Origin of the sequence: uncultured Algoriphagus sp. (assembly GCF_963974835.1) — a bacterium.
In the GTDB taxonomy this organism is placed as follows: Bacteria; Bacteroidota; Bacteroidia; order Cytophagales; family Cyclobacteriaceae; genus Algoriphagus.
On the sequence record NZ_CAXBET010000001.1, the window covers coordinates 537,464 to 555,180 of the forward strand.

Annotated in this window: 12 protein-coding genes; 5 read left to right on the forward strand and 7 right to left on the reverse strand. The window is 39.8% G+C overall.

What is annotated here, in order from left to right:
* The first annotated feature begins 17 nt into the window (after positions 1-17).
* The 5 genes from ileS (at position 18) to AACZ73_RS02505 (ending at position 9,158) form a co-directional block, all read left to right on the forward strand.
* Entirely contained in the window at positions 18-3,392 is a 3,375-nt protein-coding gene (gene ileS / locus AACZ73_RS02485; RefSeq protein ID WP_339876329.1) for an isoleucine--tRNA ligase, read from the forward strand.
* 16 nt (positions 3,393-3,408) lie between these two features.
* Entirely contained in the window at positions 3,409-4,041 is a 633-nt protein-coding gene (locus AACZ73_RS02490) for a lipoprotein signal peptidase (RefSeq protein ID WP_339875097.1), read from the forward strand.
* A 219-nt stretch (positions 4,042-4,260) separates the two neighbouring features.
* On the forward strand, positions 4,261-7,200 hold the full coding sequence (locus AACZ73_RS02495) for a DEAD/DEAH box helicase (protein ID WP_339875099.1): 2,940 nt from the start codon (positions 4,261-4,263) through the stop codon (positions 7,198-7,200).
* Positions 7,201-7,379: 179 nt separating this feature from the next.
* Positions 7,380-8,726, forward strand: coding sequence for a PhoH family protein (locus AACZ73_RS02500; RefSeq protein WP_339875100.1), 1,347 nt, complete (start codon positions 7,380-7,382; stop codon positions 8,724-8,726).
* A 210-nt stretch (positions 8,727-8,936) separates the two neighbouring features.
* Positions 8,937-9,158: a hypothetical protein gene (locus AACZ73_RS02505; RefSeq protein ID WP_339875101.1), complete on the forward strand. Its 222-nt coding sequence runs from the start codon at positions 8,937-8,939 to the stop codon at positions 9,156-9,158.
* A 101-nt stretch (positions 9,159-9,259) separates the two neighbouring features.
* On the opposite strand, the gene AACZ73_RS02510 is transcribed toward AACZ73_RS02505, so the two are convergent.
* From AACZ73_RS02510 to AACZ73_RS02540, 7 genes are all read right to left on the reverse strand, one after another.
* On the reverse strand, positions 9,260-10,015 hold the full coding sequence (locus tag AACZ73_RS02510) for a response regulator (protein WP_339875102.1): 756 nt from the start codon (positions 10,013-10,015) through the stop codon (positions 9,260-9,262).
* A gap of 122 nt (positions 10,016-10,137) precedes the next feature.
* The gene (locus AACZ73_RS02515; RefSeq protein WP_339875103.1) at positions 10,138-10,872 is read right to left on the reverse strand and encodes a LytTR family transcriptional regulator DNA-binding domain-containing protein; all 735 of its coding nucleotides are present in this window, start codon (positions 10,870-10,872) and stop codon (positions 10,138-10,140) included.
* A 14-nt stretch (positions 10,873-10,886) separates the two neighbouring features.
* A complete protein-coding gene (locus tag AACZ73_RS02520; protein ID WP_339875104.1) occupies positions 10,887-11,939 on the reverse strand; it encodes a histidine kinase in 1,053 nt (350 codons plus the stop codon).
* An 80-nt stretch (positions 11,940-12,019) separates the two neighbouring features.
* Positions 12,020-14,851 (reverse strand): excinuclease ABC subunit UvrA, encoded by a 2,832-nt coding sequence (gene uvrA / locus AACZ73_RS02525; RefSeq protein WP_339875106.1) that lies wholly within the window; start codon positions 14,849-14,851, stop codon positions 12,020-12,022.
* 318 nt (positions 14,852-15,169) lie between these two features.
* Entirely contained in the window at positions 15,170-16,105 is a 936-nt protein-coding gene (locus tag AACZ73_RS02530; protein ID WP_339875108.1) for a lytic transglycosylase domain-containing protein, read from the reverse strand.
* Positions 16,106-16,157: 52 nt separating this feature from the next.
* Entirely contained in the window at positions 16,158-16,808 is a 651-nt protein-coding gene (locus AACZ73_RS02535; protein ID WP_339875110.1) for a hypothetical protein, read from the reverse strand.
* A 64-nt stretch (positions 16,809-16,872) separates the two neighbouring features.
* On the reverse strand, positions 16,873-17,595 hold the full coding sequence (locus tag AACZ73_RS02540) for a TIGR00730 family Rossman fold protein (protein ID WP_339875112.1): 723 nt from the start codon (positions 17,593-17,595) through the stop codon (positions 16,873-16,875).
* Between the last annotated feature and the right edge of the window lie 122 nt (positions 17,596-17,717).

Genomic DNA, 17,717 nt, shown 5'->3' on the forward strand with positions numbered 1-17,717 from the left:
CCTTAAGAAAGGATACAGTGAAGACATATCAGGAATTTAAACAAGTGGATTATCCCGAAATCGGGGAATCTGTATTGAAGTACTGGAAAGAAAACCAGATTTTCGAGCAATCAGTAGCCAACCGTGACGGTGCGGAGACATTTACTTTTTTCGAGGGCCCGCCTTCGGCAAATGGTACTCCGGGAATTCACCACGTAATGGCGCGAGCGATTAAAGATGTTTTCTGCCGCTATAAAACTCTTCAAGGTTTCCAAGTGAAGCGTAAAGGCGGTTGGGATACGCACGGCTTGCCTGTGGAATTACAGGTAGAGAAGGAATTGGGTATCACTAAGGAAGATATCGGAAAGAAGATTTCCGTAGAAGAATACAACCAAAAGTGCCGTGAGACGGTCATGCGCTTCAAGCATCAGTGGGATGAGATGACTGAGAAAATCGGTTATTGGGTGGATTTGGACGATCCATACATCACCTTTGAGCCAAATTATATCGAGTCAGTTTGGAGCTTGCTGAAGAAGCTTTATGAGAAAGATCTGATCTATAAAGGCTACACTATTCAGCCCTATTCTCCTGCTGCGGGTACTGGTTTGAGTTCGCACGAACTGAATCAGCCAGGTGCCTATAGGGATGTAAAAGACACTTCCATCACTGCTCAGTTCAAACTGAAAAATAAGGAAAATACCTATATCCTTGCTTGGACGACTACCCCTTGGACTTTGCCTGCCAACTCAGCTTTGGCGATCGGGGAGAACTTGGATTATGTGAAAGTGAAGACTTTCAATCCATATACCTACGATGCCTGCACGGTGATTTTGGCGAAAGCTAGAATGAATGCCTACCTGAATCCAAAAGCTGCTGAGCTGAAATTGGAAGATTACAAAGGCGGAGATAAGTTGATCCCTTTTGAGGTAATCGAGGAATTCAAAGGGAAAGACATGCTTGGCTGGGAATATGAGCAACTGTTCCCGATAGCTGGTTTGGCACTTCCTCATCCAGCATTCACAATCGTTTCTGGCGATTATGTGACTACAGAAGATGGTACAGGTATCGTGCATTTGGCAAAGGCATTTGGTGCGGATGACTTTAGAACACTCGTCCAAAATAATGTACCGGGTGTATTCGTGAAAGACGATCGTGGTAATGATCTTCCGATTGTGGATAAGCGCGGGAAGTTCATCACCATCGTTGGTGAATACTTAGCGGAAAAAGTAGCGGAACATGAAATCACTTCCCATAAAGTCTATGGTGCGGATGATTTCTATGTGAAAAACTATACCGAGGATGATGAGAATGCGGCGGACTTTAAGAGCACCGACGTGATCATTTCGATCATCCTGAAAAATGAAAACAAGGCCTTTAAGGTTGAAAAATATGAGCACAGTTATCCACACTGCTGGAGAACTGACAAGCCTGTGCTTTACTATCCTATGGACAGCTGGTTTATCAAAACCACAGCCTATAAAGACAGATTAGTAGAGCTAAACAAGACGATCAACTGGAAGCCTGAGGCAACTGGTACAGGACGTTTCGGGAACTGGCTGGAAAATCTAGTGGATTGGAACCTAAGTCGTTCAAGATTCTGGGGAACTCCACTTCCAATCTGGAGAACAGAAGATGGAACGGAAGAACTTTGCATTGGATCGATTGCAGAATTACAAGCAGCAATTGATGAATCGATCGCAAAAGGCTTTATGGAGAAATCTCCATATGAAGGCAAGGAGCTGGATCTTCACCGACCGTATGTGGATGACGTGATCTTAGTTTCTCCAAAAGGTGAAAAGATGTTCCGTGAGCCAGACTTGATCGATGTTTGGTTTGACTCTGGAGCTATGCCGTATGCGCAGTGGCATTATCCATTTGAAAACGAAGACATTTTCAACGCCAACTATCCGGCAGACTATATCGCGGAAGGAGTGGATCAGACCCGAGGTTGGTTCTTCACACTTCATGCAATTGCAGTGATGTTATTTGATAGCGTAGCTTTCAAAAACGTGATTGCAAACGGACTTGTGCTTGACAAAAACGGCAACAAAATGTCCAAGCGATTGGGCAATGCTGTAGATCCTTTCAAGACTTTAAAAGAATATGGTCCTGATGCTGTGCGTTGGTATATGCTAAGCAATGCCAATCCTTGGGATAACTTGAAATTCAATCTGGATGGAGTAACTGAGGTACAGCGTCGCTTCTTTGGTACACTTCAGAATACCTATAATTTCTTCGCGCTTTATGCGAATTTGGATGCTTTTGTCTATGACAAATCCAAAGCAGTTCCAGTGGCAGAGCGGGCTGAACTAGATCAGTGGATTGTGTCCAAGCTTCAGTCTTTGATCACGGAAGTCGAAGAAGCGATGGATAATTACGATGCCACTAAAGCAACTCGTGCGATCATGAGCTTCACTGTGGATCAGCTTTCCAATTGGTACGTTCGATTGGCGAGAAAAAGATTCTGGAGAGGCGATATGAATGCCGATAAACAGGCTGCTTACGAAACTTTGTATGAGTCTCTTCTAACACTTACACAGTTGATGTCATCTTTTGCGCCATTCTATTCAGATTGGCTATATCAAAATTTGACTGAATCGGGAACTGATGCAAAGGCTTCTGTTCATTTGACTGATTGGGTGGATGCCGATGCTGCATTGATCAATAAGGATCTGGAAGAAAGTATGGAATTGTCTCAAACTATTTCTTCTCTGGTACACTCCCTGAGAAAGAAAGAGAAAATGAAAGTTCGCCAGCCATTGCAGCGCATCTTGATTCCAATTCTGAAGGAAAAGACGAAAGCTCAGATTTTGCATCTAGAGGAGCTCATCAAATCTGAAGTGAATATCAAAGACATAGAATTCATCGATGATGAATCTGGTATCTTGGTAAAAAATGTGAAACCAAATCTTCCGGTTCTTGGTAAGAAATTGGGGCCGAAAATGCGCTTTGTCGTAGCCGAAATAAATAAATGGGGACAAGCCGAAATCGCTAAAATAGAGCGTGAAGGCAAAATCTCTGTTGATGTGGATGGCGAAAGTTTAGAATTGCTTTTGGAAGAAGTCTTGATCACTTCACAGGATATTCCAGGTTGGTCTGTGGCTTCTGATCAAGGAGTAACTGTAGCGCTTGATGTGACTCTTTCTGACGAATTGAGGCAGGAAGGTGTGGCTCGGGATCTTGTAAACCGTATCCAAAACTTACGAAAGGATATGGGGCTTGAAGTTCAGGACAAGGTAAACATCAAGATCGCAGATAATAGTGAATTGGTGAAAAATGCACTAGAGTCTTTCGGGGAATACATCCAAACCGAAGTACAAGCGTTAAACTTGGAGCTTTCTCCTAAGTTGGATGGAGCTACTGTACTTGATATGGATGATTTTGAACTAGCTGTTTTGGTAGAAAAAGCCTGATAGCAAAACGTATAAAATGAATAAATACCTGAAATACTTCGGCATTGCTTTATTGGTAATCCTAATAGATCAAGCGGTGAAAATGTTGGTCCACTTCCAGATGGATTTTGGTTCACCGGGACAGATTCCGATTTTCGGCGACTGGTTCAAGCTGCATTACACCACCAATCCAGGAATGGCATTCGGTATGGAACTAGGTTCTGACTATGGCAAACTACTTTTGACTTCGTTTAGATTAGTTGCGATGTGTGGTATAGGCTATTATCTATATCATATCATTGAGAAAAAACAGCCAAGCTTATATATAGTTTGTATAGCAATGATCTTAGGTGGAGCAATTGGTAATTTGGTCGATTCTGTATTTTATGGAGTGTGGCTAAACAACGCACCTTACAATGCTTCTACTCCATGGTTTCATGGTCAGGTAGTAGATATGTTCTATTTTGACATTTGGGAAGGATATCTACCGGAATGGCTTCCAGTGTGGGGTGGTTCTTATACCGCTCTATGGCCGATTTTCAATGTGGCTGATGCTGCAATATTTGTAGGCGTAGCGATGATTCTGATCTTTCAGGGCAGGTTTTTTCCTGAAAAAACAGAAAGTCCAACCCCGCCAAAAGAAGAAGAGGTAAATCAAATTTCTGAGTAAACATCTAGTCAATTTTAACTAAAATCCTTCAGGATCATTTTTAGTGATTTTGAAGGATTTTTGTGTTTACAGCCAGAAAATTGCCTCAATTCAAGTTTTTGAGCTATATTTTTTGTAATTTTCAACTTGCTTTACCCTTTTTTGAAATACTTAACCCCGACTTGGCTTCTTTTTGCTTAACCCCAATTAAATAGAAGTTTTTGTCCTTCTGACAATAATATGATAGTAGATGCTGATAAGCCTTTTCAGATAGTTTATTCTATTTACAGCCACGAGTCTTTAGGACTCTTGATTGAATCTTTTGTAGTACAGATAGACCCTCAAGGTAGGCTTTCTTTGGCCTATCAAAATATTAGTTCCGCAAATGCCAGTGAGTTCGATTCTGGACTGAACAAAACGGATTATGATTTGATCAAAATCATGGATTCGATGAATCCTGAGGTAGTAGTAAAGCCATTTATTAAACGCGGTAATATCCGGCCTAAGCAATATTTGGAGAAAATTTTTGATCCCAAAACAGAGGATAAAAAAACACAGGACTTAATAGAGGAGGTTATTGAAAAGAAGCGTTCGAAAATAATGCCTTTGCTCATCGGAAAGCGACTTTTCGAAATGGGTAGTGATGGAAATCCTGTGTGGAAGGAAATTACTGTAAATGCTGAGCGCGCAAGTGTATTATTTCATTTTCACAAAAACGAAGAAAATACACACTACTGGCCAACCATTAAATACAAGGGTGAAAAGCTCGATTGGCAATATAAGAATGGCTATTTCATCAGTAACGAACCTGGCTGGCTGGTCGTGAACGGTCAGCTTTTTCATTTCGAAAAGGGGATAGATGGAAAAAAGCTAAAAGCCTTTTTGAACAAGAAGTTTATTGTCATAGATAAAAGAATTGAGCCTAGCTATTACAAAGGATTTATGGCCAATTTGATTTCTCAGTTCGATGTAGAATCCGTGGGATTTGACATCAATATTGAGCGTGGCACTCCTGAAGTTTTTATCAACATTAGTGATCTACCCGGTGGGGGAGGAAAGAATCTCTTTGGGGAAGATGGAGAAAAGTTGGAGGAGGATAAAATAGTTTTTGAGCTTAGATTCAAGTATGGAAATATCGATTTTCCCGTGCAGACTCCAAGCTCTGAAAAACATGGCGCTTCTGTGAGACTAGAAGAAGGCGATGATACCTATACGTTCTATAAGACGATACGAAGTACTCAGAAAGAAAAAGCCTATTTAAAGTTACTCCGTGATCAAGGCCTGGAATTCAAGATGGGCAAGGATGCGTTGCCTAAAACAGAAGCTTTTGAGTGGATCGGTGAAAACGAAGATTTTCTCGATAAAGAGAAAATTAAAATTGTCCAGAAGCCTAATGCTAAAGGAAAGGTATATAACATTGGAAAGGCACAAATATCAATCGAAGTCAATGAAAACATCGATTGGTTTGATGTAAAAGCATTGATCAAATTTGGAATTTACTTGGTGCCATTTGCGAAGCTAAGAAAGCTTTTGCTTCAGGGTAAAGCAGAATTCGAATTGCCAAACGGAGAGATTGCAGTCATTCCTGCCTCTTGGTTTGTGGATTACTCTGAGCTGTTCAACTTTATGGAAGACCGTGGAGATGAAAATTCCATGGTGTTGCGCAAGCATCATTTGGCTCTAGCTAGAGAAATGGAAATCGGGAATCTTGTCCAAGTTACGCTAAGCAGGAAACTTGAGAGACTTAGAGATTTTGAATCCATCGAGGAATATGATTTGCCTAGTGGATTTGATGGAATCCTTCGACCATACCAGCATGCTGGATACAACTGGCTTAGATTCTTAAATGAATTCAAGTTTGGTGGATGCTTGGCTGATGATATGGGTTTGGGTAAAACTGTGCAGACACTTGCATTGCTGGCGCATGAAATGGAATCAAATCCAGGTTTGACCTCTTTGCTGGTAATGCCTACTTCATTGATATATAACTGGGAATTGGAGGCGAGGAAATTTACTCCCGACTTAAAAATTCTGGTTTACTCCGGTACGCAGCGTATAAAAGATCCCTGGAGATTTGGTGATTATGACTTGGTATTGACATCCTATGGTATCACCCGATTGGATATAGAAGTGCTTAAGGATTTCTATTTCAACTACATCATTTTGGATGAGTCACAAGCGATCAAAAACCCGGGAAGTAATATAGCTGGAGCAGTTAATCAACTGAAGAGTAAGCAAAAACTTATTCTTACCGGTACGCCAGTGGAAAATAGCACAATGGACCTTTGGTCACAGATGAATTTCATTAATCCAGGATTGCTTGGTAACCAGAATTCCTTTAAAATACAGTTTTTACAACCCATAGAAAAGCAAGGAGATCTGGATAAATCGGCAAAGCTTCATGCGATGATCAAGCCTTTTATTCTAAGAAGACTGAAATCACAAGTAGCAACCGACTTACCGGAGAAAATCACCAACGTGAAATACTCAGATATGACTTCTGCTCAGGAGGAGGTTTATGAAGAGGTGAAAAGCTATTATCGTGAAAAGATTATTTCGGACATTCAGAGTACGGGTAGAAATAATCAGCAGTTCACTTTACTCCGTGGCTTGACCCAACTTCGTCAGATCGCCAATCACCCAAAATTGGTTAGAGATGATTACGAAGGAGAATCTGGAAAACTGGAAGATGTGACATATATGCTGCAGTCTACCATTTCCGAAGGGCACAAAGTGCTAGTTTTCAGTCAGTTTGTGAGACATTTGGCGATTGTAAAAGAATACTTGGAGGAACAGGGAATTCCTTACGCTTATCTGGACGGTACAACGAAAGATCGCCAGGCGCAAGTAGAGAAATTCCAGGAAAACGAAGACATCAAAGTATTCCTGATTTCCCTAAAAGCCGGTGGAGTCGGTTTAAACCTAACGAAAGCAGAATATGTATTCTTACTGGACCCTTGGTGGAACCCTGCTGTGGAAGCACAGGCTATTGACAGAGCGCATAGAATCGGGCAGGAAAATAAAGTCATTATTTATAAATTCATCACTCGTGGATCGGTCGAGGAGAAAATTATGGCGCTTCAGGATCGCAAGCTAGCACTTGCAGGTGAGCTTATTAATACAGAAGAAAGCTTTATGAAAAGTCTTGGACAGGAAGATATTGAAGCATTACTAAATTAAAAACCATGATTTTTCAAAAAAGGGCAGAACCACAAATTCTGTCCTTTTTTTATTGGATTGATAGTCAAATATATAGGTTAGTATCACATTTAATTAACCATAAATTCTCATTGAAACTTTGCCATTAGCCCAAATATTTTTCTAAATTAAATCACCTAGTACCACTACAATACCTGCGCATGCCTAGAGCCAAATCCGATAAAGATCGGAAAATCTTTGTGCTGGATACTTCTGTAATCCTATACGCACACAACTCCATTATGAACTTTGCCGAGCACGATGTGGTCATCCCGATTACAGTGCTGGAGGAACTTGATCAATTCAAGAAAGGCAATGATACCAAGAATTTTGAAGCCCGTGAATTCATCCGACTACTGGATAAACTCTCTCAGGATCATATGATTCACAACTGGACTCCTTTGAACGGGAAGACCAAGGGGAATTTTAGGGTACTGATGAACCCGGAGAATCAGGTCAATGCCAATGAAATTTTTGGTGAGGAAAAGAATGATCACAAAATTCTAAACTGCGCGCTGTATCTAAAACAGCATGATAAGGGCAGAAAAGTTATCTTGGTCAGCAAGGATATAAATCTCCGGCTAAAAGCCAAATCCATTGATTTATTGGCAGAAGACTACGAGACTGGTAAGATTAAGAATATAACCGAACTGGAAAATACCGGTAAATATATTCTTGATAATATGGATCCTGAACATATCAATAAGCTATATGAGCAGGGGTATATAGAAGCCAAGACTGTTTTAGGAACCCGAAAAAGGAAGTCCAATGCTTACTATATTCTTAAAAGTGACAAGAATTCTGTGCTTGCATATTATAATTCAGAAGAAAGCATTCTTGAGCGTGTAGATAAGAAGCTGGCTTACAATATCAAGCCGAAGAATGCGGAGCAGACTTTCGCTCTCCACGCCATCACCAATCCAAATATCCGTTTGGTCTCCATACAAGGAGTAGCTGGAACTGGTAAAACCCTACTTGCCCTTGCTGGAGCTTTAGAGCAGAGAAGAGAATATAAGCAGATCTTTTTGGCGAGACCTATCGTGCCATTGAGCAATAAGGATATCGGATACTTACCTGGAGACATCAAGTCCAAGTTGAATCCGTACATGGAGCCTCTTTGGGACAATCTTAAATTCATCCAAAACCAATACAAGGAAACTGATAAGGAATTTCAGAAGATCACCGAGTTGGTGAATCAGGAGAAGTTAGTGATTCAGCCACTCGCATATATACGTGGTCGCTCGCTTTCGAATATCTTCTTTATCGTAGATGAAGCGCAGAACTTGACCCCACATGAGATCAAGACGATTATTTCCAGAGCTGGTGAAAACACTAAGATTATCTTCACAGGAGATGTTTTTCAGATCGATACACCTTATTTGGATTCACAATCAAATGGCTTGTCATATTTGATAGATCGGGTGAAAGATCATCCGCTCTATGCTCATATCAAACTAGAGAAAGGTGAGCGCTCGGAGTTGGCTAATTTGGCAAATGAACTTCTATAGCCACCTCATCAATTCATATTAAGCTATCCTAAATAGGATAGCTTTTTTTGACCCTATCAATAAATTTGTCCGTAGCTGACAGTTTGATGTACGAAACCGTACATTCATTTTTGGCAAATCATCTCCTAATGCCATTAAATCCTATTTTTCAACTTTGGGTCGCTTTTTGGATAATAGCAGGTATAGAAATTAAACCAACTTATTACTGCCATGATTACTTCATTATTTTCCCAAAAAAACATTTGTGCTGCACTGGGCTTCGTAATGGCAATTACCATTGTTTGGAAAGCAACAGTTGAAACAAAACTAGCAAATCATACTGCCCTTATTGAATATACTGAACCAGCTTATAATAAAGGCGAACACACAAATTTGAAAGCGGATGTAGCTTTTGAACAAAGACAATTAAAGCCCAGAGTAACGGTCTTTTAACAAACTAATGGGGAGAGATCCTCTAAGACAACCTCGTAAGGGTTAATTTGGTTGATTGTTTGGTTAAACTAAAGAGGCGGGTGCTAACCCGCCTTTTTGTTTTAGCTCTCTGTGATTGTACTGAGCTTAGCTAGGAAGCTATTGTAATATTGGCGGCCGACCTGAACTACTGCGCCAGAAAGAAGCGTGATTTCTTTTGTATTGAAACTTTCAATTTGTCCCAGATGAACAATGAAAGATTTTTGGACCCGTAAGAAGTATTGCGAAGGAAGAATTTCTTCAATTTCCTTCATGGATTTCCGGATATTATAGTCTCTATTCTTAGTGAATATTGTTACCATATTCCCATTAGCTTCTACATAATATATATTATCATAAGAAACTCGCTCAAAAGCATTGTCCGCTTTAATAAATACTGCATCTGTTACTAAATAAGGACTGTCATTAATAGTACTTACAGCAGCTACTTCACTAACAGGTTTAGTACGTTTATTATAAAGAACAATCTCTACAATAGCATGAATATCATTCGTATTGAATGGCTTAACAATAAAACCGGCAGGATTTATACGCTTTGCCCTCTCGATAATAGTAGGATCACTGTAGGAAGTGACGTAAACCAATGGTGCATCCACCATTTGCTTGACGATCTCTCCTAGCTCTATCCCATCTTTATCTCCTTTAAGTTTGATATCCATGAATATCAAATCCGGCCGATATTTCTTAATGATTTTAATACACTGATTAGCAGAATTTGCGATGTCTGTGTTTACATATCCTAGGAGTTCCAGTATTTCCTGAATATTTTCTGCGATGCTGATATCGTCTTCGACGATTAAAATCCGCTCTTCTTTCATAAGATTTTGGCAGATGATGCGTTTTGATGTGAAAAGTATTTTTTTATGCTATATAAAGCAATTTCTCACTATTTACACAAAATATCAGTCAATTCAAATGCTTTTAATTGGATATAAAACTATTATAAGCTCATCATTTCCTTAAATCTCGCAGCTTGCCTCCTACTTACCTCTATTCTATCGCCTCCTCTTAGCGTTACTACAAGTCCTCCATTAAACCATGGTTCTATGCCCTCTACCCATCCTAAATTGATGATATGTTTCCGGCTAGCGCGAAAAAATGATTTTTCATCTAGACGCTCATCTAGAGCATTTAAAGACTTGTGAATCATTGGCTTGAAGTTGTCAAAGTACACTTTTATATAATTGCCATCTGATTCAAACAAGCGAACATTGGAAAGCCTGACAAACCAGCATCTATCCCCATCTTTAACGAACACCTGATCTTCCAAAGTAAGTTTTTTCTGGCTATGGGAAGACGAGGTATCTTCACTTTTGTTATAACCATCAATTTTACCTTGAAGCTTAATAATTGCTTCTTCGAGACGTTTTGGCTCAATTGGTTTCAGCAGGTAATCCAACGCATTTACCTGAAATGCTTTCAAAGCATATTCATCGTAAGCGGTGGTAAATATCACATGAGGGACATTGTCCAATTCTTCCAAAAGCTCAAAACCGGTTTTCTCTGGCATTTGAATATCCAGAAAAATTACATCGGGATTAAGTTGGTCGATTTTATCTTTGGCATCATCTACGTTTACCGCCTCGCCTACTACTTCTACACTTTCTAGTTGATTTAAAAGGGTGATTAGCTCTTTCCTTGCCAATCTTTCATCATCAATTACAATAGCTCGCATTTTTGTTGAGTTTGTTATTCGAATGTAACTTTTTGTTTCGGGATTTTTATTTCAGTGATGACGTATTCAATTCCAGAGTTGAAAATACGGAAGCTGGCCTTATCCCCATATATCAACTTAAGTCTCTGTACGGTATTACTCAGCCCGTGACCTTGCTCGTCATCAGATTTTAATGATGGCTGATGAGTCAGTTGACCGCTATTTTTGACCTGAATATACAAATCATCGCGCAAACCTTCCCTACACTTGATTTCAATCGTGCCGCCTTTTACTAAATTAGAAACGCCATGTTTAATTCCGTTTTCCACAATAGTCTGCAGCATCATGGGAGGAATTTTATAGCTGTAGGATTCGTCCTCAATGTGGTACACTACATTCAGCCTTTCCTCAAAACGGATGGATTCCAGTTCTAAATAGTCTTTAACGGTGTTTAGCTCATCACCAAATTCAATAGTCTGCTTCTTATCCATCATCAGGGAGAAACGAAGCATATTGGAAATTCTAGTGATGGCTGTTTTTGCTTTAATTGGATCTTCATCTACTAATGCCCTCACGCTATTAAGTGCATTAAATATAAAATGTGGATTTAATTGACTCTTCAGATGATTAAGTCTTATCTCATTGATTTTAGCTTCGTACTTGAGTGTGGTATTGTAATTATCCAAAAAGTGGACTAAAAAATAAATGACAAACCACAAGGAAAATATAAGGAATGCCAAAAATATGTTCGACAAAATTACCAAAACCTTAAAATCCTCTTCTGGATTTAGTATTCCAAAAGCTATATTAATAAGAATTTGGGCAACGAAATTGGCGAGGGAAAGAGCTATTATGGCCAGAAAAGACTGGAATAAAAGCTGAGGAATACTAAGTTTAAACCAGTTATATGTTTTGACTATATGGCGTAAAAAATGGGAAGATATTAGGTTCGTCGCAGCTAACACAATAAAGGCCCAAATCTGAACGGAAGCGATTTCCCCTGTGAGTGAAGCTAATGCAATCGTAACTAAGGCAAAACCTCCCCATCCAATTATCTGCAAAAACCAATAAAGCCTTATTCTATTCATAATCGCCCAAAGATAAATAACGCAGATTTCCCCTCTTTTTTAATTTGATAAAAGGAGTATACCCTTGATATTTCCCCTTGTTAGCTATTTAATTCCATCTTAAGGAATTTACCGGTATAACTTCCCGAAGTAGCAGCCACCTTTTCCGGAGTTCCCTGTACCACGATTGTTCCGCCATTATTGCCTCCTTCAGGTCCTAAATCAACAATGTAATCCGCCATTTTAATCACATCCATATTATGCTCGATGATCAATACTGTATTGCCCTTCGACACAAGACCATTTACTACTAGCATTAGCAATTCAATATCCTGGAAATGGAGTCCAGTAGTAGGTTCATCTAGGATATAGAACGTTTTTCCAGTATCCTTTTTGGATAGTTCTGTTGCTAATTTCACCCGCTGTGCTTCCCCTCCTGACAGAGTAGTAGCATGTTGGCCAAGAGTGATGTATCCTAATCCAACATCGTTTAGGGTTTTTATTTTTCTCAGGATTTTAGGGAGTTTATCGAAGAATTCCACCGCTTGCTCCACAGTCATGTCGAGGACATCAGATATGGATTTTCCTTTATAGCGGATCTCCAGCGTTTCACGATTGTAACGCTTGCCTTTGCAGGTTTCACAGGGTACATGCACATCCGGAAGAAAGTCCATCTCGATGAGTTTCATCCCTGCACCTTCACAGTCTTCACATCTTCCGCCTTTTACGTTGAAAGAAAAACGACCAGGCTTGTATCCCCTTATTTTGGCCTCGGGAAGTTCGGTGAAAAGTGTCCTTATATCAGAAAAGACTCCAGTATATGTAGCCGGATTGGATCGTGGAGTTCTTCCTATAGGAGATTGGTCCACCTCTATCACTTTATCCAAATGCTCCAATCCAACCACGCTTTTATAAGGCATTGGAGCTTTCTTGGAATGATAAATATGCTGGTTCAAGATAGGATACAAGGTCTCATGGATCAGCGTACTTTTCCCACTTCCGGAAACTCCAGTGATACAGATCAATGATCCCAAAGGAAGTTTTAGGTTCAAATTCTTAAGGTTGTTTCCGCTTGCTCCTATTATAACAAGTTCCAATCCCCTCCCATCTCTTCTTTCTTTAGGTATTGGTAATCCAATCTTGCCCGATAGATAGTTAGATGTAATTCCATCTGTCTTTAAAATTTGCTCAGGAGTTCCGTTAGCAACGATCTGTCCCCCATGCCGCCCGGCTCCTGGCCCCATATCCAATAGATAATCAGAAGCCAGCATCATATCTTTATCATGCTCCACTACTAATACTGAATTGCCTAAATCCCTTAAACTTTGAAGCGCATGGATCAACTTTTCATTATCCCGCTGATGAAGACCAATACTTGGCTCATCTAAGATATAAAGCACGCCTACAAGCTGAGTCCCAATCTGTGTGGCCAGACGTATCCGCTGTGCTTCACCTCCTGACAACGTTCTCAGGGGTCTATTGAGTGATAGATAGTCAAGCCCAATATCAAGTAGAAATCCTATTCTCTTTCTGATTTCTTTTAAGACTTCTGCTGCAATGATATTTTGCTTATCAGAGAGTCTGTCCTCCAGACCAACAAACCAATCTCCAAGTGAGCGAATGTCCATCATGGCCAATTGCCCGATGTGCGTCTCATCAATCTTGATATGAAGAGCTTCCTTCTTCAATCTATAGCCTTCACAATCAGGACAAATCTGAGTTATGGTAAATTCACTTACCCAATCCTGAATTTTATCAGAACTTCCTTCCTGATATTTTTTCAGAAAATTAATAATCCCTTCAAAAGTGGTGTGCCACTTGGTGCCTGGATGTTTAACTGAATCAACAGCCACTTCAATTTTATCACCGCTCAGGAGAATCTCCACTACATGTTCAGGCAAATCCTTGATAGGTGTACTCATGCTGCACTTATAGTGCTTGAGGATAGCTTCAATCTTTTTAAAGATCCAGATATCTCTATACTCACCCAACGGCGCTATTCCACCTCTGGTGATACTTAAATTAGCGTCGGGGATAATACTCTCACGGGTAATTTCCTCAGTTATTCCCAGACCATTACAAGTAGGACAAGCACCATATGGACTATTGAATGAAAAAGTATTTGGTGCGGGTTCATCGTAAGAAAGTCCAGTTTCGGGATCCATCAAATACTTGGAGAAATGATGGATCTCACCTGCTTCATCACGAATCATGATTACACCTTTACCATGCTGCAGAGCAGATTTAAGTGATTGGGTAATACGAAAGCGATCAGATTCTTCTGCAATTATCCGGTCAATTACAATTTCAATATCATGAATTTTGTATCGGTCTACCTGCATTTTGGGCACCATGTCCATTACCACTCCATCTACCCGCACTTTAGAAAAACCCATTTTCCGGATTTGTTCAAAAAGCTCTCTGTAATGACCCTTTCTACCTTTTACTACAGGTGCAAGGATATAAAGTTTTTGATTCAAAAAGTTTTCAAACAGTAAGTCAATGATCTGATCTTCTGTTTGGCGTACCATCTTTTTGCCTGAGAGATAAGAATAAGCTTCACCAGCTCTGGCATAAAGCAATCTCATGAAATCATAAATTTCAGTAACTGTACCTACAGTAGAGCGGGGATTTTTTGAGGTAGTTTTTTGCTCAATCGCAATCACAGGGGATAAGCCATTGATTTTGTCTACATCAGGACGCTCCATGCCACCAAGAAAGGATCTGGCATAAGCTGAAAAAGATTCCATGTAGCGACGCTGGCCTTCGGCATAAATGGTATCAAAAGCCAAAGAGCTTTTTCCGCTACCACTTAGACCAGTGATTACCACTAGCTTATTTCGCGGAATCTTTAAATCCAGATTTTTTAAATTGTGCTCACGGGCACCATATATTTCGATATATTCTTCCTGAGCAGAAGTTGATTGACTCATAAATAGCGGGCAAAATAGAATCGGCGAAGGTACGAAATTTACAGGGCAAGCAGAAGCCGAACTCCAAGATACTAACCCTAATGTCCTGTACTTGGTTTGAAATGGTCAGTATAATTAATCAAATTCTCTCATAGGTAGTTCAGGGATTGGCTATTCAAAGGACTGCGAAATGGAATGGCTTGGATTAGAGAACCATACTTGTCCAGCGCCATTATTAAAAACACAACCTTCATGACGAACTCTAGGTTCTCAATTTCATATGTTTTTGTAGATGCAAAAGTGTCAACCAAAATAAGTCATAAATGCAAAAGATTGAAGTTATTTTGGAAGTACAATTTGGTAAGTCTTGCTTCGCTTTACGTTTAGATCTTTATCTCGAAGCCAAGGATTAAAAAGTTTCAAATCCTTGTAAGTGCTTCCTTGCTGTCTTGCCCACCTGGCCAAATCTTTTACATCTGAGTTCACTGTGACAGTTCTTAATTCCGGATTGCGGTAATAATCAGATTCTCTCAAATGAAAGCCGAATGCTTTGGGATTTTCAAAAATAACTTTAAACGCCAAGATCCTAAAAAGATACCTGCTGGTCTCATCGTTTAGGTAAAGATCGTAGTAGTTTTTAGAAAATTGATCGCTCTGTCTTCTTGCAAAGCCAGACTGACCGATATTATAACTGGCTGCCACTGCTGTCCAGTCTCCAAATTTCCTATGTGCTTTTTTTAGGTAATCGGTTGCGGCGACAGTAGCTTTCCCCAGATTATACCGTTCATCCACATCTTTTGAAATTTCCAATCCATACTCTTTACCAGTACTCTCCAGAATTTGCCAAAATCCCTTGGCCCCAGCCGGAGATGCTACATTCATCAGGCCTGATTCTGCCATTGCTAAATATTTGAAGTCCTCCGGAACATTTTCAGCTTTTAAAATTTCCTCTATTTCAGGCAGAAATTTGGTAGATCTTTTCATCAGCAGTATCATATTCGACTGCCAATAAGCATTTACATAAATTTCACGCTCCAGCCGTTCCTTTACGTCCGGAATTTCCAAAGGCACTTTCTCTCCTGCAAAAGTCAATTCTGATGGCAAATCAAAAAGCCTGATTGTATCCCGTGAAGGAATGGGCATGGTTTGAAGCATCTGAACATTCGCTTCAGGGCTCACTGTAATCGTATTTGGAGTTTTCCAAATAGCATATCCAGCCATTCCTATCCCGATGAAAATTAAAATGTAAAGGATGGTAAGCTGATTTTTTTGCATTATCTAGTTTGTTATGAAATGAGATCCGGGCTATGTATACCTGATTAAAATTTTAAAATTTAAACCACGGATAATTATCATTTATAAAATCCAATGCTCTTGGAAGACCTTCTTCAAGAATATTGTCTTGAGCGGGCTCTATGGAAGGATTGGAAGGATATTTTTTCCCGTCAAATTTTATCACCCGATTCTTTCCGCCACTGTAAATAATAAGATCATTCCAGTCATTTGACTTCGTGGAATCGATAATCACAGGATAGTCAGCTACAGAGAATGCCGTTATCAAATTTCCATCCTGATCCAAAACAAATTGGGTACATCCCCCGGATCCACAAAAATAAGGACCTACTAAACCGACAAGAATTTCATTGTTTCCGTCATCGTTGAGATCATACTCATACTGGACGAATTTGCGCTCGGTTTCTTCCAATAATCCCTTTTCAATATCCTCCTCGAATTGCTTCTGGAGAAATATCTTTACCTTCTCGGCATTCTCCAGCGAAACTGAAGCTGTATTGTATTCACCAACGGGAATATCATCTGTAGGATCAGGATCTGTCATTTCCACAGAAGCTTCCACTGCTTTCGATGAGGTGTCCTGAAGTGTAGTTTCTGCCGAGTTGGTATCCGAGCTTTCTTTAGTAGTGCAGGATATCGATAGAAAAATAAGGCAGAGGGCAAAATAAAAGATGGATGTCTTCATGGTTCCAATAAATTAAAGTCTCTATCAATTTTTATTTTATTCTTCCATTATCCAAGCAGCTAACTTAGAAATTTGGGCTGAGCAAGTACTTATTATAGAAGTCGTCAATGACCTTTACGGCCTCAGTTGCGTCTTCTACCACCGAGAATAGCTCCAAGTCAACTTCATTGATATAATGATGAGTTAGAAGCGTCTGCTTGATCCAATCCACAAGTCCAGACCAGTAACTTTTACCGACAAGTACAATTGGGAATTTCCCGATTTTGTTGGTCTGAATCAGTGTCAATGCTTCAAAAAATTCATCCATCGTACCGAATCCTCCAGGAAGAACAACAAATCCCTGAGAGTATTTGATAAACATCACTTTACGTACAAAGAAGTAATCAAAGGTCATCAATTTGTCCCGGTCAATATAAATATTGTCAAACTGCTCAAATGGTAATACGATATTCAAACCAACCGATTTACCCCCTTCAGAATGTGCTCCTTTGTTTCCAGCTTCCATAATGCCTGGACCTCCTCCTGTGATTACTCCATAGCCATGACGAACGAGTTTGGCAGCAATATCTTCCGCCATTTTATAATGCTGATGGTCTCTTGGCGTGCGTGCAGATCCAAATATTGAAACACATGGACCTATTTTGGCCAGTTTTTCAAATCCTTCAACGAATTCTGACATGACCTTAAAAATCACCCAAGAATCAGCACTTTTTATTTCACTCCAATCTCTTTCTTTGAAAGCAAGGCGGATTTTCTCTTCTGCATTTTGATTTTCTAGATTGCTCATACCCTTCTTTTTAATTAAAGAAAACGATCTCTTTCTTATTATGGGCGGTTAATCATTGACGATTTACTCAGCTGTATCCTAATCCGCTGACTTTCAATATAAAAAAATAATAGCCTAAAGGA

Coding starts and splice junctions, on each gene's coding strand:
- uvrA (WP_339875106.1), bottom strand. CDS start 14,851: ATGAGTCAATCAACTTCTGCTCAGGAAGAATATATCGAAATATATGGT.
- AACZ73_RS02520 (WP_339875104.1), bottom strand. CDS start 11,939: ATGAATAGAATAAGGCTTTATTGGTTTTTGCAGATAATTGGATGGGGA.
- AACZ73_RS02515 (WP_339875103.1), bottom strand. CDS start 10,872: ATGCGAGCTATTGTAATTGATGATGAAAGATTGGCAAGGAAAGAGCTA.
- AACZ73_RS02535 (WP_339875110.1), bottom strand. CDS start 16,808: ATGAAGACATCCATCTTTTATTTTGCCCTCTGCCTTATTTTTCTATCG.
- AACZ73_RS02505 (WP_339875101.1), top strand. CDS start 8,937: ATGATTACTTCATTATTTTCCCAAAAAAACATTTGTGCTGCACTGGGC.
- AACZ73_RS02495 (WP_339875099.1), top strand. CDS start 4,261: ATGATAGTAGATGCTGATAAGCCTTTTCAGATAGTTTATTCTATTTAC.
- AACZ73_RS02500 (WP_339875100.1), top strand. CDS start 7,380: ATGCCTAGAGCCAAATCCGATAAAGATCGGAAAATCTTTGTGCTGGAT.
- AACZ73_RS02530 (WP_339875108.1), bottom strand. CDS start 16,105: ATGCAAAAAAATCAGCTTACCATCCTTTACATTTTAATTTTCATCGGG.
- AACZ73_RS02540 (WP_339875112.1), bottom strand. CDS start 17,595: ATGAGCAATCTAGAAAATCAAAATGCAGAAGAGAAAATCCGCCTTGCT.
- AACZ73_RS02490 (WP_339875097.1), top strand. CDS start 3,409: ATGAATAAATACCTGAAATACTTCGGCATTGCTTTATTGGTAATCCTA.
- AACZ73_RS02510 (WP_339875102.1), bottom strand. CDS start 10,015: ATGAAAGAAGAGCGGATTTTAATCGTCGAAGACGATATCAGCATCGCA.